A 17,987-nucleotide genomic window follows, 5' to 3' on the forward strand; every position below is an offset into this window, starting at 1 on the left:
GGACGAGCCTGACACGTCGAACCCACAAAGGAGGACGAAGTGAGCACGGCGCCGGTTGCGTATCCACTCGGCGGACGACGGGCCTGGTTCGTCTGGGGCGCGGCGCTGCTGGTCTACGTGCTCGCCGTCTTCCACCGGGCCTCGCTCGGCGTCGCGGGGGTGCTCGCTGCCGAACGCTTCCACATCACCTCGGCGCAGCTGGCCGTTTTCACCATGGTGCAGCTGCTGGTCTACGCCGCGATGCAGGTGCCGGTCGGAGCGATGCTCGACCGCTTCGGCTCGCGCGCCCTGCTGACCACCGGTCTGGCGATGATGACCCTCGCACAGGCCGGGTTCGCGTTCGCCCACACGTTCGGAGCCGGCGTGCTCGCGCGGGTGTTCGTGGGCATGGGGGACGCGATGGTGTTCGTGTCCGTGCTGCGACTGGTCGCGCTGTGGTTTCCGCCGGCGCGCTCCGCGATGGTCACCCAGGCGACCGGATGGGCCGGACAGGTCGGCTCGATCCTTGCCGCGGGTCCGTTGTCGGCCGCCCTGCACACGTACGGCTGGCAGCGATCGTTCCTGATCGCGTCCGGTTCCGGTGTGGTCGTCGCGATCGTCATGCTGCTGGTCGTCCGCGACACCCCCTACCTCGACCCGAATCGCACGAAGCTGCGCATGCGCTCCGTCGGACGCGCGTTGCGTTCGGCCTGGCGGACGCCGGGCACCCAGCTCGGCCTGTGGTGCCATTTCACCGCACAGTTCAGCGCGACGGTCTTTGCGATGATCTGGGGATTCCCGTACCTGACCGTCGGATTGGGGATGTCCTCGGGGGAGGCGAGTGCCCTGCTCACGCTGATGGTGATCACCGGGATCATGGTCTCGCCGTTCATCGGCGGGTTCACCGTCCGCTTCCCGTATTCGCGGTCGACGCTCGTGCTCGGCCTCGTTCTCGCCATCGTGGCGACGTGGACGGTCGTGCTGCTGTGGCCTGGACGTCCGCCGACCCCGCTGGTCGTGCTGCTCGGCATCATGATGTCGATCGGCGGACCCGGATCGATGGTCGGCTTCGACCTCGCCCGCACCTTCAACCCGCCGGACCGCATCGGCTCGGCCACCGGCATCGTCAACGTCGGTGGGTTCACCGCATCCCTGTGCACCGTCGTCCTGATCGGCGTGGTGCTCGACCGTGTCTCCCCGGGTGGGCCTGCGACCTGGACCAACAACAGCTTCCGAGCGGCGTGGTGCGTTCAGTACATCGTCTGGACGATCGGCATCGTGCAGATCGTGCGGCTGCGTCGTCTGGCCCGGGCGGAGATCGACACCAACCCCGAGATGGAGCACCTGCGTCGCCGGATCTCCAAGCGGCACGGCTGACCAGCCCGCCGCCGTTACGCTCGCACCTGACGTACGAGCGTGCGGAAGGGAAGCAGTGCTGAAACAAGTGTTGGCCGGTGGCGCCGTCGTTCTGCTGGCTGTCGGCGGTTACGGCGTGCTGGACGTTCACGACAAGGTTCCCGGCATCCTCACCCTCGACAGCACCAGCCCTTCACCCGTGCCATTGCCCTCGCAGACCACCCCGGCGCCGTCGTACCCCGCCCCGAAACCGCCGTCCGCGCCGTCCGCAGTGCCCGTCGCGTCCGGGCAACCGTTGAGCGCCCCGCAGGTGGCCGCTGCGTTGAAGGGACCGCTCGCGTCCAAGGGCTACCTGAAGGACACCTCGGTCGTCGTACGCGACGCGGCGACCGGCGCGACCCTCTTCGACCAAGCCGGCGCGCGCGCCCTCATCCCGGCATCGACCACGAAACTGCTCGCGGCCTGGGCTGTCGCCACGACCATGGACCTGAACAAGCCGTTCACGACGAAGGTGGTCGACCACGGCGGACAGCCCGTGCTCGTTGCCGGCGGAGACACGGTCCTCGCGCGGGGCAAGGGTGATCCGAACCAGATCGTCGGTCACGCCGGCGTCGCCGATCTGGCCGCACAGGTCGCGACCGGGCTGAAGAAGCAGGGTCGCACCTCGGTGACCGTCGGCCTCGACACCACCACCTACGCACCCGGTCCGGACGCGGTGAGGACCTGGCACCCCGACTACCTCGGGATGGGATTCTCGGCCCGGATCGCGCAACTCGGCCTGTCCACCGAGCGCTCACAACCCCCGAAGCCTGCCGCAGCCGACCCGAACAGGTCGGTGCTGAACGCGTTGATCTCCGAACTCGGCAAGCGCGGCATCACCGCGGTCGCCGGCGGCGAGGTCAAGTCCGCAGCTGGAGTCCCCGTACTCGGGTCGGTGCAGAGTGCCCCGTTGATCGACGTGCTCGGTCAAGCGATGCGTGACAGTGACAACGCGATGATCGAATCCCTCACGCGCGCAGCTGCGTTCGGTCAGGGCGTACCCAGTGACTCTGTCACGACATGGGTGAGTTCCCTGCTCGAGAAGGACGGGTTCGACACCACCGGCGTGAAGCTCGCCGATGTCAGCGGACTGTCCGACGGCACCACGATCCCGGCGAAGCTGTTGAGCGACCTGCTCGTTGCCGGCACGACCGGCAAGAGCAAGCCCTTCCAGGAAGTACTCGCCCGCGAGTCGGTCGCTGCCTGGAACGGCACCCTGCACGACCGCTACTCCCTCGACTCCGACAAGTGGGCCGCCGGTGAGGTGCGGGCCAAGACCGGCAGCCTGCCCGACGTCAGCTCACTCGCCGGCACGGTCGTCACCGATTCCGGACGCCTTCTCGTCTTCGCGATCACCAGCAACGGCCCGATGAACGGGGCCGGCGCGTGGGGCGTCCGCGCCGCGATCGACAACACCGTTGCGGCGCTCGCGAAGCTCTGACCGAACCGTCGCTTAGGTTGGCTGACATGTCGTACGTGGATTGGACCATCGCCCGCCGCATCGGACGACGCGTGGCCGGCGACGGCCCGACCGTGAGTCTGGGGGAGGCGCACGCCGTCACCGAGGATCTTCGGATCGCGGCAGAACGCGCCTACGAACCGGTCGCGTCCACTGCCCGCCTCGACACCACCGGTCATCCGCACTCGCCGGTGCACGTCGTGGACCGGGGCACCTGGATCGACGTCAACGTCAACTCGTTCGCATCGCTGACCGACCCGGTGATGGACAAACTGCTGGCCAAGCGGGCCGGCGGCCGGGCCACCCGGGCCGTGACGTCCAAGGTCTCCGGCACCGAGGCCGGCGGGTTGCTCGGATTCGTCTCGTCGAAGGTGCTGGGCCAGTACGACCTCGCCCCCGGTGGACAGCCGAGCCTGCTGCTCGTGGCTCCCAACATCGTTGCGGCAGAACGGGAACTGAACGTAGACAGCCACGACTTCCGGCTGTGGGTGTGCCTGCACGAGGAGACCCACCGAGTGCAGTTCACTGCCGTCCCATGGCTGCGCGATCACATGATCGACAGTTCGAGGTCACTGATGGTCGACCTGGTGCCCGACCCCGAGGCCATGCCGCAGAAGCTGAAGGAGATCAGCTCTCGGCTGCCGGCCGCGCTCAAGGAGGGCGGCAGCGGGCTCGCCGACGTGTTCGTCACGTCCGAGCAGCGCGAACGGGTCGCTGCGCTGACCGCCGTCATGTCGCTGCTTGAGGGCCACGCCGATGTTGTGATGGACGACGTCGGCCCTCAGGTCGTGCCCAGCGTCGAGGAGATCCGGCGCAAGTTCGACCAGCGGCGCAAGGGTGCCGGTTCGGTCGACCGGGTGTTGCGCCGATTGCTCGGCCTCGAGGCCAAGATGCGGCAGTACCGCGACGGCGCCGTCTTCTGCCGCGCGGTGATCGACAAGGTCGGTGTCGACGGACTCAACGAGGTCTGGACCTCACCGGAGACCCTCCCGACCGCCGTGGAGATCACCGAGCCCGAACGCTGGCTCGCCCGCGTCCATGGTTGAGTGGTCGGTCAGCGGTGCCCGGGCCTGACCCCGCGGTCGCCGCCATCCGGTTGGCCGTGCGGACCGCGCTGCGGGACAACGGGTTACGCCGGGTGATCGTCGGGTGCTCGGGCGGCGCAGACTCCACGGCCCTGGCTGCCGCCGTCGCCTTCGAGGCACCCAAGCTGGATGCAGAAGCGCTGGCGATGGTCGTCGATCACGGGCTCCAGGACGGCTCGGCACAGATCGCGCAGGACGCGGCCGAACGCGTCCGCCGCCTCGGACTGTCCGCGCAGGTGGTCGCGGTCGAGGTCGCCGACAGCAAGGACGGTCCGGAGGCGGCAGCCCGCGCAGCACGGTACGCGGCGCTTCGAGAAGCCGCGGGGCGGACGGAAGCGGACGCAATCCTGCTCGGCCACACCCAGGACGACCAGGCGGAGAGCGTGCTGCTCGGGCTCGTGCGGGGGTCCGGGCTCCGGTCCATCGCGGCGATGGCACCGGCCGGGCACGGCCTCGTCCGACCGCTGCTGCGCATCAGCCGACAGCAGACCCGGCAGGCGTGCGCGGCCGAGGGATTGGTGTTCTGGGACGACCCGCACAACGACGACCCACGCTTTTCCCGGGTGCGTGTGCGTCGCGCGCTCGCCCATCTCGAAGGTGATCTCGGTCCGGGATTGATCAAGGGTCTTGCCCGCACGGCCGACCTCGCCCGCCAGGACGCCGACCACCTCGACGCCGAAACAGCAGCGCTGCAGGACCGCCTGGGTGGTGCGCCGTGGCCGGTGGAGGAGTTGACGGGCGTCCCGATCGCGATTCGCACCCGGTGGTGGCGCGGAGCGCTTGCGGCGCAGGGCGCGGTCATCGCCGACCTGTCCTCGACACACGTGGCGTCCCTGGAGACCCTGCTCACCGGTTGGCGCGGGCAAGGACCCGTGGACGTCCCCGGACGGCTTCGGGTGCGACGAGGCACCGGGCAGATCCACGTCGAGCCCAGCGGTCAGGTTGAATAGGCCCATGGATTCCGCGCACCTCGGTGACGACCTCGACCACGTCCTGTACACGCAGGAGCAGATCCACGCCCGGCTCGAGGAGCTCGGCAAGGAGATCTGGGCCGACTACCACGACAAGGAAGTGCTGCTGGTCGGCGTCCTGAAGGGCGCGGTGTTGGTGATGGCCGACCTCATGCGTGCGCTGCCCGGCACCGTGACCATGGACTGGATGGCTGTGTCGTCGTATGGCTCGGGCACCAAGTCCTCCGGCGTCGTCCGCATCCTGAAGGACCTCGACACCGACATCTCGAACCGGCACGTGCTGATCGTCGAGGACATCATCGACTCTGGGCTGACCCTGAACTGGATCCGCAGCAACCTGCTGTCCCGCAACCCGGCTTCGCTGGAGATCTGCACCCTGCTGCGCAAGCCCGAGGCCGCCAAGGTCGAGATCGACTGCAAGTACGTCGGCTTCGAGATCCCCAACGAGTTCGTCGTCGGTTACGGCCTGGACTTCGACGAGAAGTACCGCAACTTGCGCGACATCGGCGTGCTCGCGCCGCACATGTACTCGTAGGCTTCGCGGGCTCAGCCTTCGACTACATCTGCGCCTTCTGTGACGACTTCTCCTCCGGCCGCGCTCGCAGGCTCGCACGGTCCGGCATCGTCGCCGGCACGGACCGATGTGAGGTAGCCGGAACACAATTCGTTCCTGGTCCGTTGGGGCTGGGAGGATGGACCGATCGGTTTGCGCCGGTCCACCACGATGTAGCGTCGGTCAGCGATTCGGCTGTCGGTCAGCTGGTAATGCACAGTGAGCAGGAGGCACGGGGCGACCACCCCGCACGTACATGAAATCGAAGCGTCTCGTCCGCGGCCCCTGGCTGCTGATCGCCCTCGTCATCGCGGGTGCGTTCATCTGGTTCTCCGTCGGCAATGCCGGTGGCTACCAGAAGATCGACACCTCAGAAGCCCAGAAGCTCATCGCCAACAAGCAGGTGGAGTCGGCCAAGCTCACGCCTGACAGCATCAACCTGACGCTGAAGACGGCGTACACCGGTGGTGAGGCCAAGGACGCCAAGAAGGTCCAGGCCGATTACGTCACCGCCCGCGGCAACCACATCGTCCAGCTGCTGGAGAAGAACCCGCCGGCGAAGGGCTTCACCGACGATCCCGCCCGGCAGAACGTCTTCGTGTCGTTGCTGTTCACGATCCTGCCGCTGCTGCTGGTGCTCGGTGTCTTCTGGTTCATCCTGAGCCAGATGCAGGGCGGCGGTTCGCGCGTCATGCAGTTCGGCAAGTCGAAGGCGAAGCTCGCCACCAAGGACATGCCGACCGTCACCTTCTCCGACGTCGCCGGCGCCGATGAAGCGGTCGAGGAACTCCACGAGATCAAGGAGTTCCTGGAGTCACCGAAGAAGTTCCTGGACGTCGGCGCGAAGATCCCGAAGGGCGTGCTGCTCTACGGCCCGCCCGGTACCGGTAAGACCCTGCTGGCCCGCGCCGTTGCCGGCGAGGCAGGCGTCCCGTTCTACTCGATCTCCGGTTCCGACTTCGTCGAGATGTTCGTCGGTGTGGGTGCCTCTCGCGTCCGCGACCTGTTCAACCAGGCCAAGGAGAACGCCCCGGCGATCATCTTCGTCGACGAGATCGACGCCGTCGGCCGCCACCGTGGTGCCGGTCTGGGCGGTGGCCACGACGAGCGCGAGCAGACCCTCAACCAGTTGCTGGTCGAGATGGACGGCTTCGACGTCAAGACCAATGTCATCCTGATCGCGGCGACCAACCGTCCCGACATCCTCGACCCGGCGCTGCTGCGTCCGGGACGTTTCGACCGTCAGATCGCGGTCGAGGCGCCCGACATGGCCGGCCGTCATCACATCCTGCAAGTGCACGCCAAGGGCAAGCCGATGGCGAACGACGTCGACCTGCTCGCCGTCGCCCGTCGCACCCCGGGCTTCTCCGGTGCCGACCTCGCCAACGTGCTGAACGAGGCGGCGCTGCTGACCGCCCGCAGCAACGCGCAGATCATCGACAACCGTGCGCTCGACGAGGCGATCGACCGCGTCATGGCAGGCCCGCAGAAGAAGACCCGTGCGATGAGCGCCAAGGAACGCAAGATCACCGCGTACCACGAGGGTGGTCACGCGCTCGTCGCCGCGGCGATGAACCACACCGCGCCGGTCAGCAAGATCACGATCCTGCCGCGCGGCCGCGCTCTCGGGTACACGATGGTGCTGCCGATCGACGACAAGTACTCCACCACCCGTAACGAGTTGCTCGACCAGCTGGCGTACGCGCTCGGCGGACGTGTGGCCGAGGAGGTCGTGTTCCACGACCCGTCCACGGGTGCGTCCAACGACATCGAAAAGGCGACCGGTATGGCGCGCCAGATGGTCACGCAGTTCGGCATGAGCGAGCGCGTCGGCGCGGTCAAGCTCGGCTCCGGTAACTCCGAGGTCTTCCTCGGGCGCGACATGGGCCACGAGCGCGACTACTCCGAGGCGCTCGCGAGCGTCGTCGACGACGAGGTGCGCCGCTTCATCGAGGCCGCGCACGACGAGGCGTGGCACGCGATCAACGACAACCGCGACATCCTCGACGCCCTCGTGCTCGAACTCCTGGAGAAGGAGACGCTGAACGCCGAGCAGCTCGCCGAGATCTTCAAGAACGTGCACAAGCGTCCGAAGCGTCAGGTGTGGCTGTCCAGCGACCGCCGGTTCGTCAGCGACCGCCCGCCGGTCATGACCGAGGCCGAGAAGCGTGCGCTGGCCCAGGGCGTCGACCTCGACAAGGACGAGGAGCGTCCGGTGGAGGCAATCGTCGAGGTGCCGGACGGTGGACGCATTGACCCGCCGGGCATTTGATCGTGATCGCGCCGCCGCGGCGGTGCGTGAACTGCTGATCGCGGTCGGGGAGGACCCCGACCGCGACGGCCTGGTCGACACCCCGATGCGGGTCGCCAAGTCGTTCGAGGAAGTGTTCTCCGGCCTGGATCAGGATCCCGCCGAGGTGCTCTCGCGCACCTTCGAGATCGATCACGACGAGCTGATCATCGTCAAGGACATCGAGCTCTACAGCACCTGCGAGCACCACCTGGTGCCCTTCCACGGCGTCGCACACGTCGGATACATCCCGGCCAAGGACGGACGAGTGACCGGGCTGTCGAAGATCGCCCGCCTGGTCGATGTGTTCGCCAAGCGTCCGCAGGTGCAGGAGCGGCTGACCACGCAGATCGCCGACGCGATCATCACCCACCTGGATGCCCAGGGCGTGCTGGTGGTCTTGGAATGCGAGCACCTGTGCATGTCGATGCGCGGCGTGCGTAAGCCCGGCGCCACGACGATCACCTCCGCGGTGCGAGGCGTGCTGCGTGACCCGGCGACCCGGTCCGAGGCGATGAGCCTGATGAAGGCTTCCTCCCACCGATGACCGCCCGGTCGTTGCCGAAGCGGCCCGCCGACCGCCCGTTGGTCATGGGCGTGGTCAACGTGACCCCCGATTCGTTCTCCGACGGCGGACGCTGGTTCGACCACGAAGCCGCGATCGCGCACGGTCGCGACCTCATCGCCCAGGGTGCCGACATCCTGGACGTCGGTGGCGAGTCGACCCGTCCAGGTGCCGAACGACCGTCCGCCCAGGATGAACAGGCCCGCGTGCTGCCGGTGGTCGAGGCTCTTGCTGCCGACGTGCCGATCTCGGTCGACACGATGCGCGCATCCGTGGCGCACGCGTGCGTCGAGGCCGGAGCGGCGATCGTGAATGACGTCAGCGGGGGCCTGGCCGACCCGGAAATGGCGACCATGGTTGCCGAGGTCGGGGCGGCGTACGTCGCCATGCACTGGCGCGGTCACAGTCACGACATGCAGACCCGCACGCAGTACGACGATGTGGTCGAGGACGTCCTGCGTGAGCTGAGCGAGCGCCGGGACGCACTGTTGGACAGCGGGATCCGTCCTGAGCTGTTGGTGCTCGACCCGGGCCTGGGTTTCGCCAAGACAGCCGCTCAGAACTGGGCGGTGTTGCGTGCCACGCCGCGCTTCATGGAACTCGGTCACGAATTGTTGGTCGGGGCCTCCCGTAAGTCCTTCCTCGGTCCGGTCGGATCGGTGGACGGTTCGCCGTTGCCCGCCGACCGGCGTGATGCCGCGACGGCTGCGGTCAGCGTGGTGCTGGCCCAGGCCGGGGTCTGGGCGATCCGCGTGCACGAGGTGCGCTCCACCATGGCGGCCTGCGACGTCGTCGGCTCGCTGCGGGCGGCGCGATGAGCGACACGATCACGATCACCGGCCTCGAGGTCACCACCTGCCACGGCGTCCTTGCGAGCGAGAAGGTCGAGCCGCAGCGCTTCCTCGCCGACATCACGTTCGGCATCGACGTCCGCCGGGCCGGCGAGTCCGACGACCTCACCAGGTCGGTCAGCTACGCCGACGTCGCCCAGGCGGCCGAGGCCGTCCTGCGCGGCGAACCGGTCGATCTCATCGAGACTCTGGCCGAGCGCATCGCCGCGTCCACGCTTTCCTTTCCCGGGGTCGAGTCCGCCACCGTGACCATTCGCAAGCCGCAGGCTCCTGCCGGCGTCCCGTTCCACGACGCCCGGTTGGGTGGGCCCGCGGTCACCGTGCACCGCGAGCACGACCGCCCTGTCGTCATCGCAGCGGGCGCCAACCTCGGCGACCGGCAGGCCACGCTGAAGGCCGCGATCCGCGCGCTGGACGAGACCGACGGACTCACCGTCGTCGCGGTCGCGCCACTCGTCGAGACCGACCCGGTCGGCGGACCTGACCAGCCCGACTACCTCAACACCGTCATCTTGGGCCGCTCGCGCCTGGCGCCGCAGACGCTGCTCGACCGGCTGCACCAGATCGAGCGCTGGCACCACCGCACCCGCGAAGGCCGTTGGGGGGCAAGGACGCTCGACCTCGATCTGATTCAGGTCGGCGACCCGTCCGACGGCTCCGATCTGACCAGTGACACCGACGAGCTGACCCTGCCGCACCCGCGAGCCGGCGAGCGCGGTTTCGTGTTGGTGCCCTGGGGGAACCTCGACCCGGGTGCCCGGTTGCGCACCGCGGACGGCGTCCGCGCGGTCAGCGATCTCGCCGCCGAGGTCGACACCACCGGAGTCCGGGCGGTGAACGACTGATGCAGGACGGTGTCCAGGTACGACACCCGGTGATCGCCGGCGTCATCGCTTTCGTGCTGTCCTACGGTTTCCTGCGCTTCTGGAGCACGCAGGGCAACACGATCCCGCAGATCAGTTGGTTCACTGTCGCGGTCATCGCGCTGATGGGCGGGCTGGTCGCCGCCGGCGGTTGGCAGATCCGCTCGTACCGCCGGCACACCGCGCGCCGGATGCCGGCGCCCCAGGTGGCCCGTCGGACGTTGGTCGCCGCACAGGCGTCCGCCCTCGTCGGCGGCGTGCTCGCCGGTTGGTATGCGGGTCACGCAGCGGCGGCATTGCACAACCTCGACTCCGACCGTCTGCGCGGCATCGCGATCGTCGCGGCGGCCTCGGCTCTCGCGTCCGTCGGTCTGGCGATCATCGGCTTCGTGGTGCAGCAGTGGTGCCGCATCGACGAGGACGACGACGACAAGAAGCCGAAGGGCGACGCCACTCCCGCGTGAGGCCGTCCGTGCGCGGACAGATCGAGGGAGAATTGTTCCGTGAGCAGGAGAATTTCCCTGCCGGTGAGGAAAATCCCTTCCCGTAATCAGCGGTCGATGTCGCCGACGACGAAGAACATCGATCCCAGGATCGCGACCATGTCGGCGACCAGGGTCTCCTCGAGCACTTCACTCAGGACGGCCACATTGTTGAACGATGCCGACCGGAGCTTCAGGCGCCATGGCGTCTTGTCACCGCGGGAGACGAGGTAGTAGCCGTTGAACCCCAACGGGTTCTCGGTCGCGAAGTAGTCGGTGCCCTCGGGCACCTTCAGCACCTTCGGCAGCTTCACGTTGACCGGTCCGGCCGGCATCGAGCGCAACCGATCCACGCAGGCTTCGGCCAGGTCGAGGCTGACATGGATCTGCTCCAGGAGCACTTCCAGGCGTGCCTCGCAGTCGCCGGCGGTGCGGGTCACCACGCGTCCGGGGCCGCCGGGCGCGAACAATTCACCGTAGGCAAGGTAGGGCTGGTCGCGACGCAGATCGACGTCGAGCCCGCTGGCTCGTGCGATCGGCCCGCTGACTCCGTACGCCTTCGCGGTGCGGGCCGACAGCACGCCGACCCCACGCGTGCGGGCACGCAGAATCTCGTTGCCGATCAGCAGCGATTCGAGTTCGGGCAGGCGCCGGCGGACGGCCTCGATCGCCGCGTCCACCCGCTGCAACCAGCCGGCCGGCAGGTCGTCACGCAGGCCACCGACGCGGGAGAACATGTAGTGCATCCGTCCGCCGGAGATCTCCTCCATGACGGCCTGCAACTCCTCGCGCTCGCGGAAGCTGTAGAAGATCGGGGTGATCGCACCGAGCTCGAGTGGGTAGGAGCCGGCGAACATCAGGTGGTTCAGTACGCGATTGAGTTCGGCCAGCAGAGTGCGCGTCCAGGTGGCCCGTTGGGGCACGTCCATGCCCAGCATCCGCTCGACCGTGAGGGCGACACCGATCTCGTTGCTGAACGCCGACAGCCAGTCGTGTCGATTTGCCAGCACCATGATCTGCCGGTAGTCGCGCACCTCGAACAGCTTCTCCGCGCCGCGGTGCATGTAGCCGATGACCGGTTCGGCGTGCTTGATCAGCTCGCCGTCGAGGGTGAGCCGCAGACGAAGGACGCCGTGCGTCGCGGGGTGCTGCGGACCGATGTTGAGCACCATGTCGGTGGTGGAGAAACCGGTGCCGCCCACCGCCGCGGTCACTGATGGAGAATTTTGTGGTCCTGTGTCCGACCGGTTGCCCGCAAAGCGTTCGTCGTCGGAGCTGGAGGGCATGGGGCCAGTTCATCCCACCCGGGCGCAGCGTGCAAGCCGCCTCGCTGAGGGTGGCGGAAGGTACCGTGGGCGGCGTGAACGATCAGATGGGGGACCAGGGGCCGCACACGCCGCCGCCGTCGCAGGACCGCTATTACCAGCGGTACCTGCAGGACACCGACCCGACGCTTCGGAGTTCGGGTGGAGCAGGCACCGGTGGTCGCAACGCGCTCATCGCCGCAGGAGTCATCGCTGCGCTCGCGCTCGGTGGAGTCGGCATCTGGGCGTTGACCGGCGGTGACGACGAGCAGGTCCAGGGCGGCGCTTCGCCGCCGACCACCGCCACCACGACACAGACCACGACCACATCGGCGTCGACGACGAGCACCACCACGTCGAGTTCGCCGACTGTCGAGCCTATGACGTTCCGGACAACGACAAGTGGGAACCACCGAAGCACTCCGGTGACCTGCAGGGGTGGCTCGCCGACAACAAGGAGGACAAGGGCGTGGTCGCCAGCGCGCCGTCCGAGTACGGCAAGGGTCACTGTCCGACGGCGAAGACCGCCGCCACCGGATTCATCGGCTTCGTGAACATCGGCACCCGCGACCCGGCGGAAGCCGCCCCGTCCGTCATCGAGAACGTCGCGAAGCTGATCACGTACGACAAGAAGACGAAGAAGTACCTGAAGTACAGCCCGGCCCGAACGCGTCAGATCACCGTGAACGGCGGGAAGACGCCTGCGATCGAGTCGCTGATGACGATGGACGTCGCGAACCCCGAAGCGAAGAGGTGCGAGGGGAAGAAGGCCGAGGCCCGGGTCGTCGCCTTCTCCGGTAGCGGGGTATCGGTGATGCTGTTGATCTCACGCGACATGGACACCAAGAAGAAGATGTCCGACCAGGACATCCTCGACATCATCAACTCGTTGCGTCCGAAGAAGTGACCCGCTCCAGCGACCAGTAGAACGCGCCCAGTCCTGCCGGCTCGGTGAACGTCGCGTAGGCGGAGCGTCGGCGCAGCATCAACAGGTACTTCGTCGGATCCATGCGCGCGAGCTCATGATCGGGACGATCGGGAATGACGAGGTATCGCGCGGCGATGTCCTTCTGCTGCAACAGTTCCGGTACACCGAGCGAGTCCATCGACACGTGCGCGGTGAGGTCGGTGGAGCCGTCGAAGCGGGGCTCGCAGATGGCGCCGGCCCGGTAGCCGGTGAAGGTCGAGTCCGTCGGCCGGTCCTCGATCGTGTGCCCGTAGTCGACGCAGATCAGCAGTCCGTCGGCGATCCGTGATCGCAGTTCGCAGTAGGCGTCGTCGCGCGTGGTGCCGATCTCGGCTGCTTGCGCGTCGGGCCAGTGCTGTTCGCACCACTCACGCTCCCGGTCGCTGAGTTCTCGGCCCGGACGCGACCCACCGTCGGGCGCGACCTCCAGAACGCGAAGGCCGTCGCACGTGGTCACGGCGATCTCGCAGGGCACGACGTCGAGCCATTCGTGCGCCAGCACCAATGTCGACCTCAGATCGGTCAGTTCGTCCGGGAGGCCTTCGCCGCCGGGCGAACGGACCCACTCCACGGACGCAGGCAGTCCGGCCGGACGATCGACGACGTCCACACCCGTCAGCTGAAGGCGCTTCGACCGCTGAGCAATCAAAGCCAGCAGTTCACCTCTGCCACAGCCGATTTCGACCACGTGATCCAGCCGGTGCTCTTCGGCGATCGCGATGATGCACTCGGCGAGGAGTTCATCCACCCCGGGCAGGCCCTGCGCCGAGGTGCTGAAGTGGGCCGCCGGTCCGCCGGGTTGCCGGTAGAACCCGTCAGCCCCGTACAACGCCTCGTGCCACGCCTGGCGCAGCGGGCGCGTGGACGGTGAATTCGGCACCAGCGCAGCGTACGAGGTGGGTCGGGTCGGCCCACAGGTAACGTCGTGCAGGTGATGAATTCGCCCCCTGCCCTGCGCATCGGACTCGTCGGCGTCGGCAAGGTCGGTGCTGTTCTAGGGGCTGCGCTCGCCGCATCCGGCCACCGGATCGTCGCTGTCTCGGCGGTCAGTGAGGCCTCCCTCGAACGGGCTGGGGCCATGCTTCCCGGCGTGCCGATCGTCCCGATCCCCGAGGTGGTCGCCTGCGCGGACGTGATCCTGATGACTGTCCCGGACGACGCGCTTGGCCCACTCGCGGACGGATTGGGAGCCGAAAATGCCTGGGCCGGTGGGAAACTGGTCGTCCACACCAGCGGATTTCACGGCCCCTCGGTTCTGCAGGCGGTGCTCGACGCCGGCGGGGACGTCGTCGCGATGCACCCCGCGATGACGTTCACCGGTGGGCCGAAGGACCTGCCCCGCCTGGCCGGCACGCCCTTCGCGGTCACGGCATCGCCGGGGGCGCAGTTGATCGGTGAGGCACTGGTCGTCGACATCGGGGGTGATCCGTTCTATCTCGCCGAGGTCGATCGGCCGCGCTATCACGCGGCCCTCGCCCACGGCTCGAACCACTTGGTCACGCTCGTCGCCCAGGCTCAGCAGGTCTTGCGGGAGGTGGGTATCGACGATCCGTCGCGCATCCTGCGCCCGTTGCTCGAGGCGAGCCTGGACAACGCGCTGGAGCGGGGCGACAAGGCACTCACCGGGCCGGTGGCCCGCGGTGACCTTCAAACAGTGCGTGCCCATCTCGGCGTACTGACGGACGACGCGCTGATGGCCTATCGTGCGATGGCTCTGGCAACGACGCAGCGGGCGGCGACGCGACGCGTCCTGCCGGCCGAAAAAGTAGACCCGATGACCGACCTGCTTTCCAAGGAGAACCGATGACCCTGACGATCGCGCGCACCCGCGAGGAGTTGGCGAACGCTCGCCGCGAGCTGACCGGCACCGTCGGGGTGACGATGACCATGGGTGCGCTGCACAGCGGTCACGCCGAACTCATCGAGCAGGCGCGCTCCAGGGTGGATCATGTGATCGTCACGATCTTCCTCAACCCGCTGCAGTTCGCTCAGGGGGAGGACCTGTCGCGGTACCCGCGCACGTTCGAGTCCGACGTGGAGATCTGCCGTGAACACGGTGCGGCGATCGTCTTCGCTCCGAGTCCGGACGTCGTCTACCCCGAGGGGGAGCCGGGAATCCGGGTCTCGGCCGGACCACTGGGTTCTGTGCTGGAAGGTGCGTCGCGTCCGGGGCACTTCGACGGAGTGCTGACCGTCGTGGCGAAACTGCTGCACCTGGTGCGGCCGGACAAGGCGTTCTTCGGCCAGAAGGACGCGCAGCAGCTGCTGCTTATCCGGCGCATGGTGCGCGATCTCGACTTCCCGGTCGACATCGTTCCCGTCGAGACGGTGCGTGAGGACGACGGCCTCGCACTCAGCAGCCGCAACACCTATCTGTCGCCGTCCGACCGCGAGGTCGCGCTCAGCCTGTCGGCGGCGTTGAAGGCCGGTGCCGACATGGCGCAGACCGGACCGGCCGCGATCCGTCGCGCGGCCCGCGACGTGCTGGTGCGCGAACCGCTGGCGATCGTCGACTACTTGGTGCTGGTGCACCCGACGACGCTGGAAGAGGTGCCCGAGTGGTACCGCGGTCCCGCCCTGCTCGCGGTCGCGGCGAAGGTCGGCACGACCCGGCTGATCGACAATCTGCCCCTGGTCGTCGGCCCCGGCGGCGGTGCGCGCCCGGTGGTCGAATACACCGACTGACCGGCCGCTCGGTGAGGGTGTCGGTCACGCCGCGTGAAGGGGTGCGCCGAACGGCGTTCTATCCTTGGTGATTGTGTGGCCCTACATCGCAACCCTCCTGCCGTCCATCGGGCTGCTCTATCTGTTCTACGTCATCATGAAGCACATCCTCGAGGGCGATCGCCGGGAGCGAATTGCGCAGGCTCAGTGGGAGCGCGATCAGCAGGTCGGTCCGCCGCCGTCGGATCATTCCTGAGAACCACCGCATCCCTTTTTTGGCCGGAGTTTCTTTCTGCGGTGATTCGTGACTAAATTGGCCTCCGTAATTCTGGAAGACCGATCAGATGGAGGAAATGATGGCGCAGCGGGTTCAGATCAAACTCATCGACGACCTCGATGGCGCGGACGCCGACGAGACCGTGTCGTTCGGACTCGACGGAGTCGTCTACGAGATCGACCTTTCGCAGTCGAATGCGGCCCAGTTGCGCGATGACCTCGCGAAATGGGTCGGAAATGCACGTCGGGTCAAGGGTCGCGCCTCGCGCAGTGCACGCCCTGCCGGTGTGAAGGACGACCTGAACAAGGTTCGTGAATGGGGTCGTGCGAACGGTTTCCAGGTCAGTGAGCGCGGTCGTGTTTCGCGCGAGGTGCAGGAAGCTTACGCAGCCGCCAACAACTGAATGGTCAGTGTTCGATCGCATCCATCAGATCGCCGTCGCGGTCGAGGCGCTCGAGCACATCCTCGAAATCGAGTTGACGCAGCACCCCCGGGTGCTGCGTTTCTCGTTCCAGTTCGTCCCACGTGCGTGGCGCGGCCACCGTGGGACGCTCCTTCGCGCGCATCGAGTACGGGCAGACCGTCGTTTTGGCGGCGACATTCTGCGACCAGTCCAGCAGGATCTTGCCCTTGCGCAGATTGGTCGTCATCTTCCACACCACGAGATCGGGCATGTCCTTGGTGAGCGCCTGCGCCACCTCGCGCATCGAATCGCGCACCTCGTCGCTCGAACGGGAACCATCCAAAGGCGCGTACAACTGCAGGCCTTTGCTGCCCGAGGTGACCGGAACACTGGTGTCATGTCCGAGGTCGGTCAGTCGTTCGCGGACAGCCAGGGCGAGAACGGCGCATTCGTGCAGACCGGCCGGCGCGCCGGGGTCGAGATCGATGACCAGGCGGTCCGGATTCTTGGGGGTGAGGTTTGCGTCGACCCGCCACTGCGGCACGTGCAACTCGATGGAGGCGAGATTGGCCAGATAGGTGAGCCCGGCCACATCTTCCACCAGCGGGTAAGTCACCTGATCTCCGCCGCGCGAACCACGCGAGTCGATGGTCACCCGCCCCAGCCAGTCCGGTGCACCTTGGGGCAGATTCTTTTCGAAAAAGCTGATCCCACCCACGCCCTCGGGAAATCTGATCCGGGTCAACGGCCGGTGCTCGAGTTGCGGCAACAACACCGGGGCGACGGTGGCGTAATAGTGCAACACCTCACCTTTTGTCGTTTCGGTCGCCGGAAACAGCACTTTGTCCAGATTCGACAGGCCGAGTTTGCGGCCGTCCACCTCGACCGTGACGGTCTGTTTCTCCGGTGCCATCATTCGTCTCCGTTCGGGGAAGCCGCACGAATCTGCAGGTCGGCCACGGTCAGATCCGAGCGCAAGCCGCGCCAGGCGGGCTGCCGCAAGCGGCCGGCGTCGGAAAGGCCGTGGAACTCGACATCGGCAACAAGGTGCGGCTCGACCCAGATCGCATCGCGCGCGTCGACGTCCGGCACACCGGTGACCACCGGCGCAGTCTCGCGACGCAGCGGGAGCAGGTCGCGGGCGAGCGTCACCCCCTTGCGACCGGCCAGGCCGGAGCCGACGCGTCCGCGATAGGCGAGCCCGACCTCGGTGGGCTCGGCGAGCAGCACCGATCCGAGAACGGACCCGGCCTGTTGACGCCGCCACCCGACGATCACGTAACTACCGGTGCGCCGGTGCAGCGTCTTGCGCCAGTCGTCGCTGCGCAGACCGGGCGAGTATTTCGAGCCGACCCGTTTGGAGACGATGCCCTCCATGCCCTGGTCGGCGGTGGCGTCCAACAGGGCCTCGCCGTCGGCGAACTCGGGCGGCACCGACACCCACTTCGACGTCGGGGCGATGGAGTCGAGCAGGTCGCGTCGTTCCCGCCAGGTTCGGCCCGTGACCGGGCTCCTCATCACGCGCAGCACGTCGAAGACCATGGCGGTGACGGGCGCGGTCGAGGCCAATTCGTCGGCGCTGTTCGGGTCGACGACATTGAACCGCTCGGCGAGCGCCGCGAACGAGGGCCGGCCCGCTCGCATGACGACGATCTCGGCGTCGAGCAGCAGATCCTCGAAATCAGCGAGCCCGGAGGCGGGCGATGCCAACTCGGGAAAGGCGATCGTGACGTCCCGTTCGGTGCGGCTGAAGACGCGGACGCGGTGATCACGTACGTCGATCAGGGCGCGCATCCCGTCCCACTTGATCTCGTGTCGCCACTCGTCGCCGCGAGGAAGGACCTCGGCGGGGGTGGCGAGCATGGGGCGCATGGGGCAA

The 17,987-nt window shown here is 67.5% G+C and carries 20 protein-coding genes; 15 read left to right on the forward strand and 5 right to left on the reverse strand.

The genetic code is table 11. From position 1 onward, the window contains the following. Positions 1-39 precede the first annotated feature (39 nt). The 10 genes from FB459_RS03855 (at position 40) to FB459_RS03900 (ending at position 10,475) form a co-directional block, all read left to right on the forward strand. Positions 40-1,356 (forward strand): MFS transporter, encoded by a 1,317-nt coding sequence (locus FB459_RS03855; RefSeq protein ID WP_141927526.1) that lies wholly within the window; start codon positions 40-42, stop codon positions 1,354-1,356. A gap of 55 nt (positions 1,357-1,411) precedes the next feature. Next, entirely contained in the window at positions 1,412-2,815 is a 1,404-nt protein-coding gene (gene dacB, locus FB459_RS03860; RefSeq protein ID WP_141927527.1) for a D-alanyl-D-alanine carboxypeptidase/D-alanyl-D-alanine endopeptidase, read from the forward strand. A gap of 26 nt (positions 2,816-2,841) precedes the next feature. Then, positions 2,842-3,879 (forward strand): zinc-dependent metalloprotease, encoded by a 1,038-nt coding sequence (locus FB459_RS03865; RefSeq protein ID WP_141927528.1) that lies wholly within the window; start codon positions 2,842-2,844, stop codon positions 3,877-3,879. Positions 3,880-3,893: 14 nt separating this feature from the next. Next, the gene (gene tilS, locus FB459_RS03870) at positions 3,894-4,868 is read left to right on the forward strand and encodes a tRNA lysidine(34) synthetase TilS (RefSeq protein WP_141927529.1); all 975 of its coding nucleotides are present in this window, start codon (positions 3,894-3,896) and stop codon (positions 4,866-4,868) included. A 4-nt stretch (positions 4,869-4,872) separates the two neighbouring features. Continuing rightward, positions 4,873-5,424 (forward strand): hypoxanthine phosphoribosyltransferase, encoded by a 552-nt coding sequence (gene hpt / locus FB459_RS03875; protein WP_141927530.1) that lies wholly within the window; start codon positions 4,873-4,875, stop codon positions 5,422-5,424. Positions 5,425-5,698: 274 nt separating this feature from the next. After that, the gene (gene ftsH, locus FB459_RS03880; protein WP_129625170.1) at positions 5,699-7,714 is read left to right on the forward strand and encodes an ATP-dependent zinc metalloprotease FtsH; all 2,016 of its coding nucleotides are present in this window, start codon (positions 5,699-5,701) and stop codon (positions 7,712-7,714) included. Then, positions 7,686-8,279, forward strand: coding sequence for a GTP cyclohydrolase I FolE (folE, locus tag FB459_RS03885; protein ID WP_129625171.1), 594 nt, complete (start codon positions 7,686-7,688; stop codon positions 8,277-8,279). The genes ftsH and folE overlap by 29 nt, the downstream gene beginning before the upstream one ends. Further along, on the forward strand, positions 8,276-9,115 hold the full coding sequence (gene folP, locus FB459_RS03890; protein WP_170221673.1) for a dihydropteroate synthase: 840 nt from the start codon (positions 8,276-8,278) through the stop codon (positions 9,113-9,115). The genes folE and folP overlap by 4 nt, the downstream gene beginning before the upstream one ends. Beyond that, positions 9,112-9,993: a 2-amino-4-hydroxy-6-hydroxymethyldihydropteridine diphosphokinase gene (gene folK, locus FB459_RS03895; RefSeq protein WP_129625172.1), complete on the forward strand. Its 882-nt coding sequence runs from the start codon at positions 9,112-9,114 to the stop codon at positions 9,991-9,993. Before folP ends, folK begins: the two co-directional genes overlap by 4 nt. Continuing rightward, positions 9,993-10,475, forward strand: coding sequence for a DUF3180 domain-containing protein (locus FB459_RS03900; protein WP_129625173.1), 483 nt, complete (start codon positions 9,993-9,995; stop codon positions 10,473-10,475). Before folK ends, FB459_RS03900 begins: the two co-directional genes overlap by 1 nt. 86 nt (positions 10,476-10,561) lie before the next feature. Here the strand turns inward: FB459_RS03900 and FB459_RS03905 are convergent, their stop codons facing one another. Both FB459_RS03905 and FB459_RS03910 read right to left on the reverse strand, forming a co-directional pair. Next, positions 10,562-11,665, reverse strand: coding sequence for an NADH-quinone oxidoreductase subunit D (locus FB459_RS03905; protein ID WP_240795970.1), 1,104 nt, complete (start codon positions 11,663-11,665; stop codon positions 10,562-10,564). 247 nt (positions 11,666-11,912) lie between these two features. Next, positions 11,913-12,152: a hypothetical protein gene (locus FB459_RS03910; RefSeq protein WP_141927532.1), complete on the reverse strand. Its 240-nt coding sequence runs from the start codon at positions 12,150-12,152 to the stop codon at positions 11,913-11,915. 75 nt (positions 12,153-12,227) lie between these two features. On the opposite strand from FB459_RS03910, the gene FB459_RS03915 reads away from it, so the two are divergent. Then, positions 12,228-12,704 carry a DUF8017 domain-containing protein gene (locus FB459_RS03915; RefSeq protein WP_484456001.1) on the forward strand — a complete coding sequence of 159 codons (477 nt, stop codon included), beginning with the start codon at positions 12,228-12,230 and terminating at the stop codon, positions 12,702-12,704. On the opposite strand, the gene FB459_RS03920 is transcribed toward FB459_RS03915, so the two are convergent. Then, positions 12,679-13,644 (reverse strand): SAM-dependent methyltransferase, encoded by a 966-nt coding sequence (locus FB459_RS03920; protein ID WP_168990182.1) that lies wholly within the window; start codon positions 13,642-13,644, stop codon positions 12,679-12,681. The genes FB459_RS03915 and FB459_RS03920 overlap by 26 nt on opposite strands. A 54-nt stretch (positions 13,645-13,698) precedes the next feature. Between FB459_RS03920 and FB459_RS03925 the strand changes: the two genes are divergently transcribed. From FB459_RS03925 to FB459_RS03935, 4 genes are all read left to right on the forward strand, one after another. After that, positions 13,699-14,571, forward strand: a complete 873-nt coding sequence (locus FB459_RS03925; protein WP_129625177.1) for a Rossmann-like and DUF2520 domain-containing protein — start codon at positions 13,699-13,701, stop codon at positions 14,569-14,571. Then, positions 14,568-15,449 (forward strand): pantoate--beta-alanine ligase, encoded by an 882-nt coding sequence (panC, locus tag FB459_RS03930; protein WP_129625178.1) that lies wholly within the window; start codon positions 14,568-14,570, stop codon positions 15,447-15,449. The genes FB459_RS03925 and panC overlap by 4 nt, the downstream gene beginning before the upstream one ends. 73 nt (positions 15,450-15,522) lie before the next feature. Beyond that, a complete protein-coding gene (locus tag FB459_RS17130; protein WP_168990178.1) occupies positions 15,523-15,684 on the forward strand; it encodes a hypothetical protein in 162 nt (53 codons plus the stop codon). Positions 15,685-15,784: 100 nt separating this feature from the next. Continuing rightward, positions 15,785-16,108, forward strand: coding sequence for a histone-like nucleoid-structuring protein Lsr2 (locus tag FB459_RS03935; protein WP_129625179.1), 324 nt, complete (start codon positions 15,785-15,787; stop codon positions 16,106-16,108). Between the two features lie 4 nt (positions 16,109-16,112). Here the strand turns inward: FB459_RS03935 and ligD are convergent, their stop codons facing one another. Together ligD and FB459_RS03945 are read right to left on the reverse strand one after the other, a co-directional pair. Further along, positions 16,113-16,988, reverse strand: coding sequence for a non-homologous end-joining DNA ligase (gene ligD / locus FB459_RS03940; RefSeq protein ID WP_425472280.1), 876 nt, complete (start codon positions 16,986-16,988; stop codon positions 16,113-16,115). 32 nt (positions 16,989-17,020) lie between these two features. Then, complete coding sequence (locus FB459_RS03945; RefSeq protein ID WP_168990183.1) at positions 17,021-17,980, reverse strand: ATP-dependent DNA ligase; 960 nt, start codon at positions 17,978-17,980, stop codon at positions 17,021-17,023. Positions 17,981-17,987: the final 7 nt, after the last annotated feature.

The organism is Yimella lutea (assembly GCF_006715095.1).
In the GTDB taxonomy this organism is placed as follows: domain Bacteria; phylum Actinomycetota; class Actinomycetes; order Actinomycetales; family Dermatophilaceae; genus Yimella; species Yimella lutea.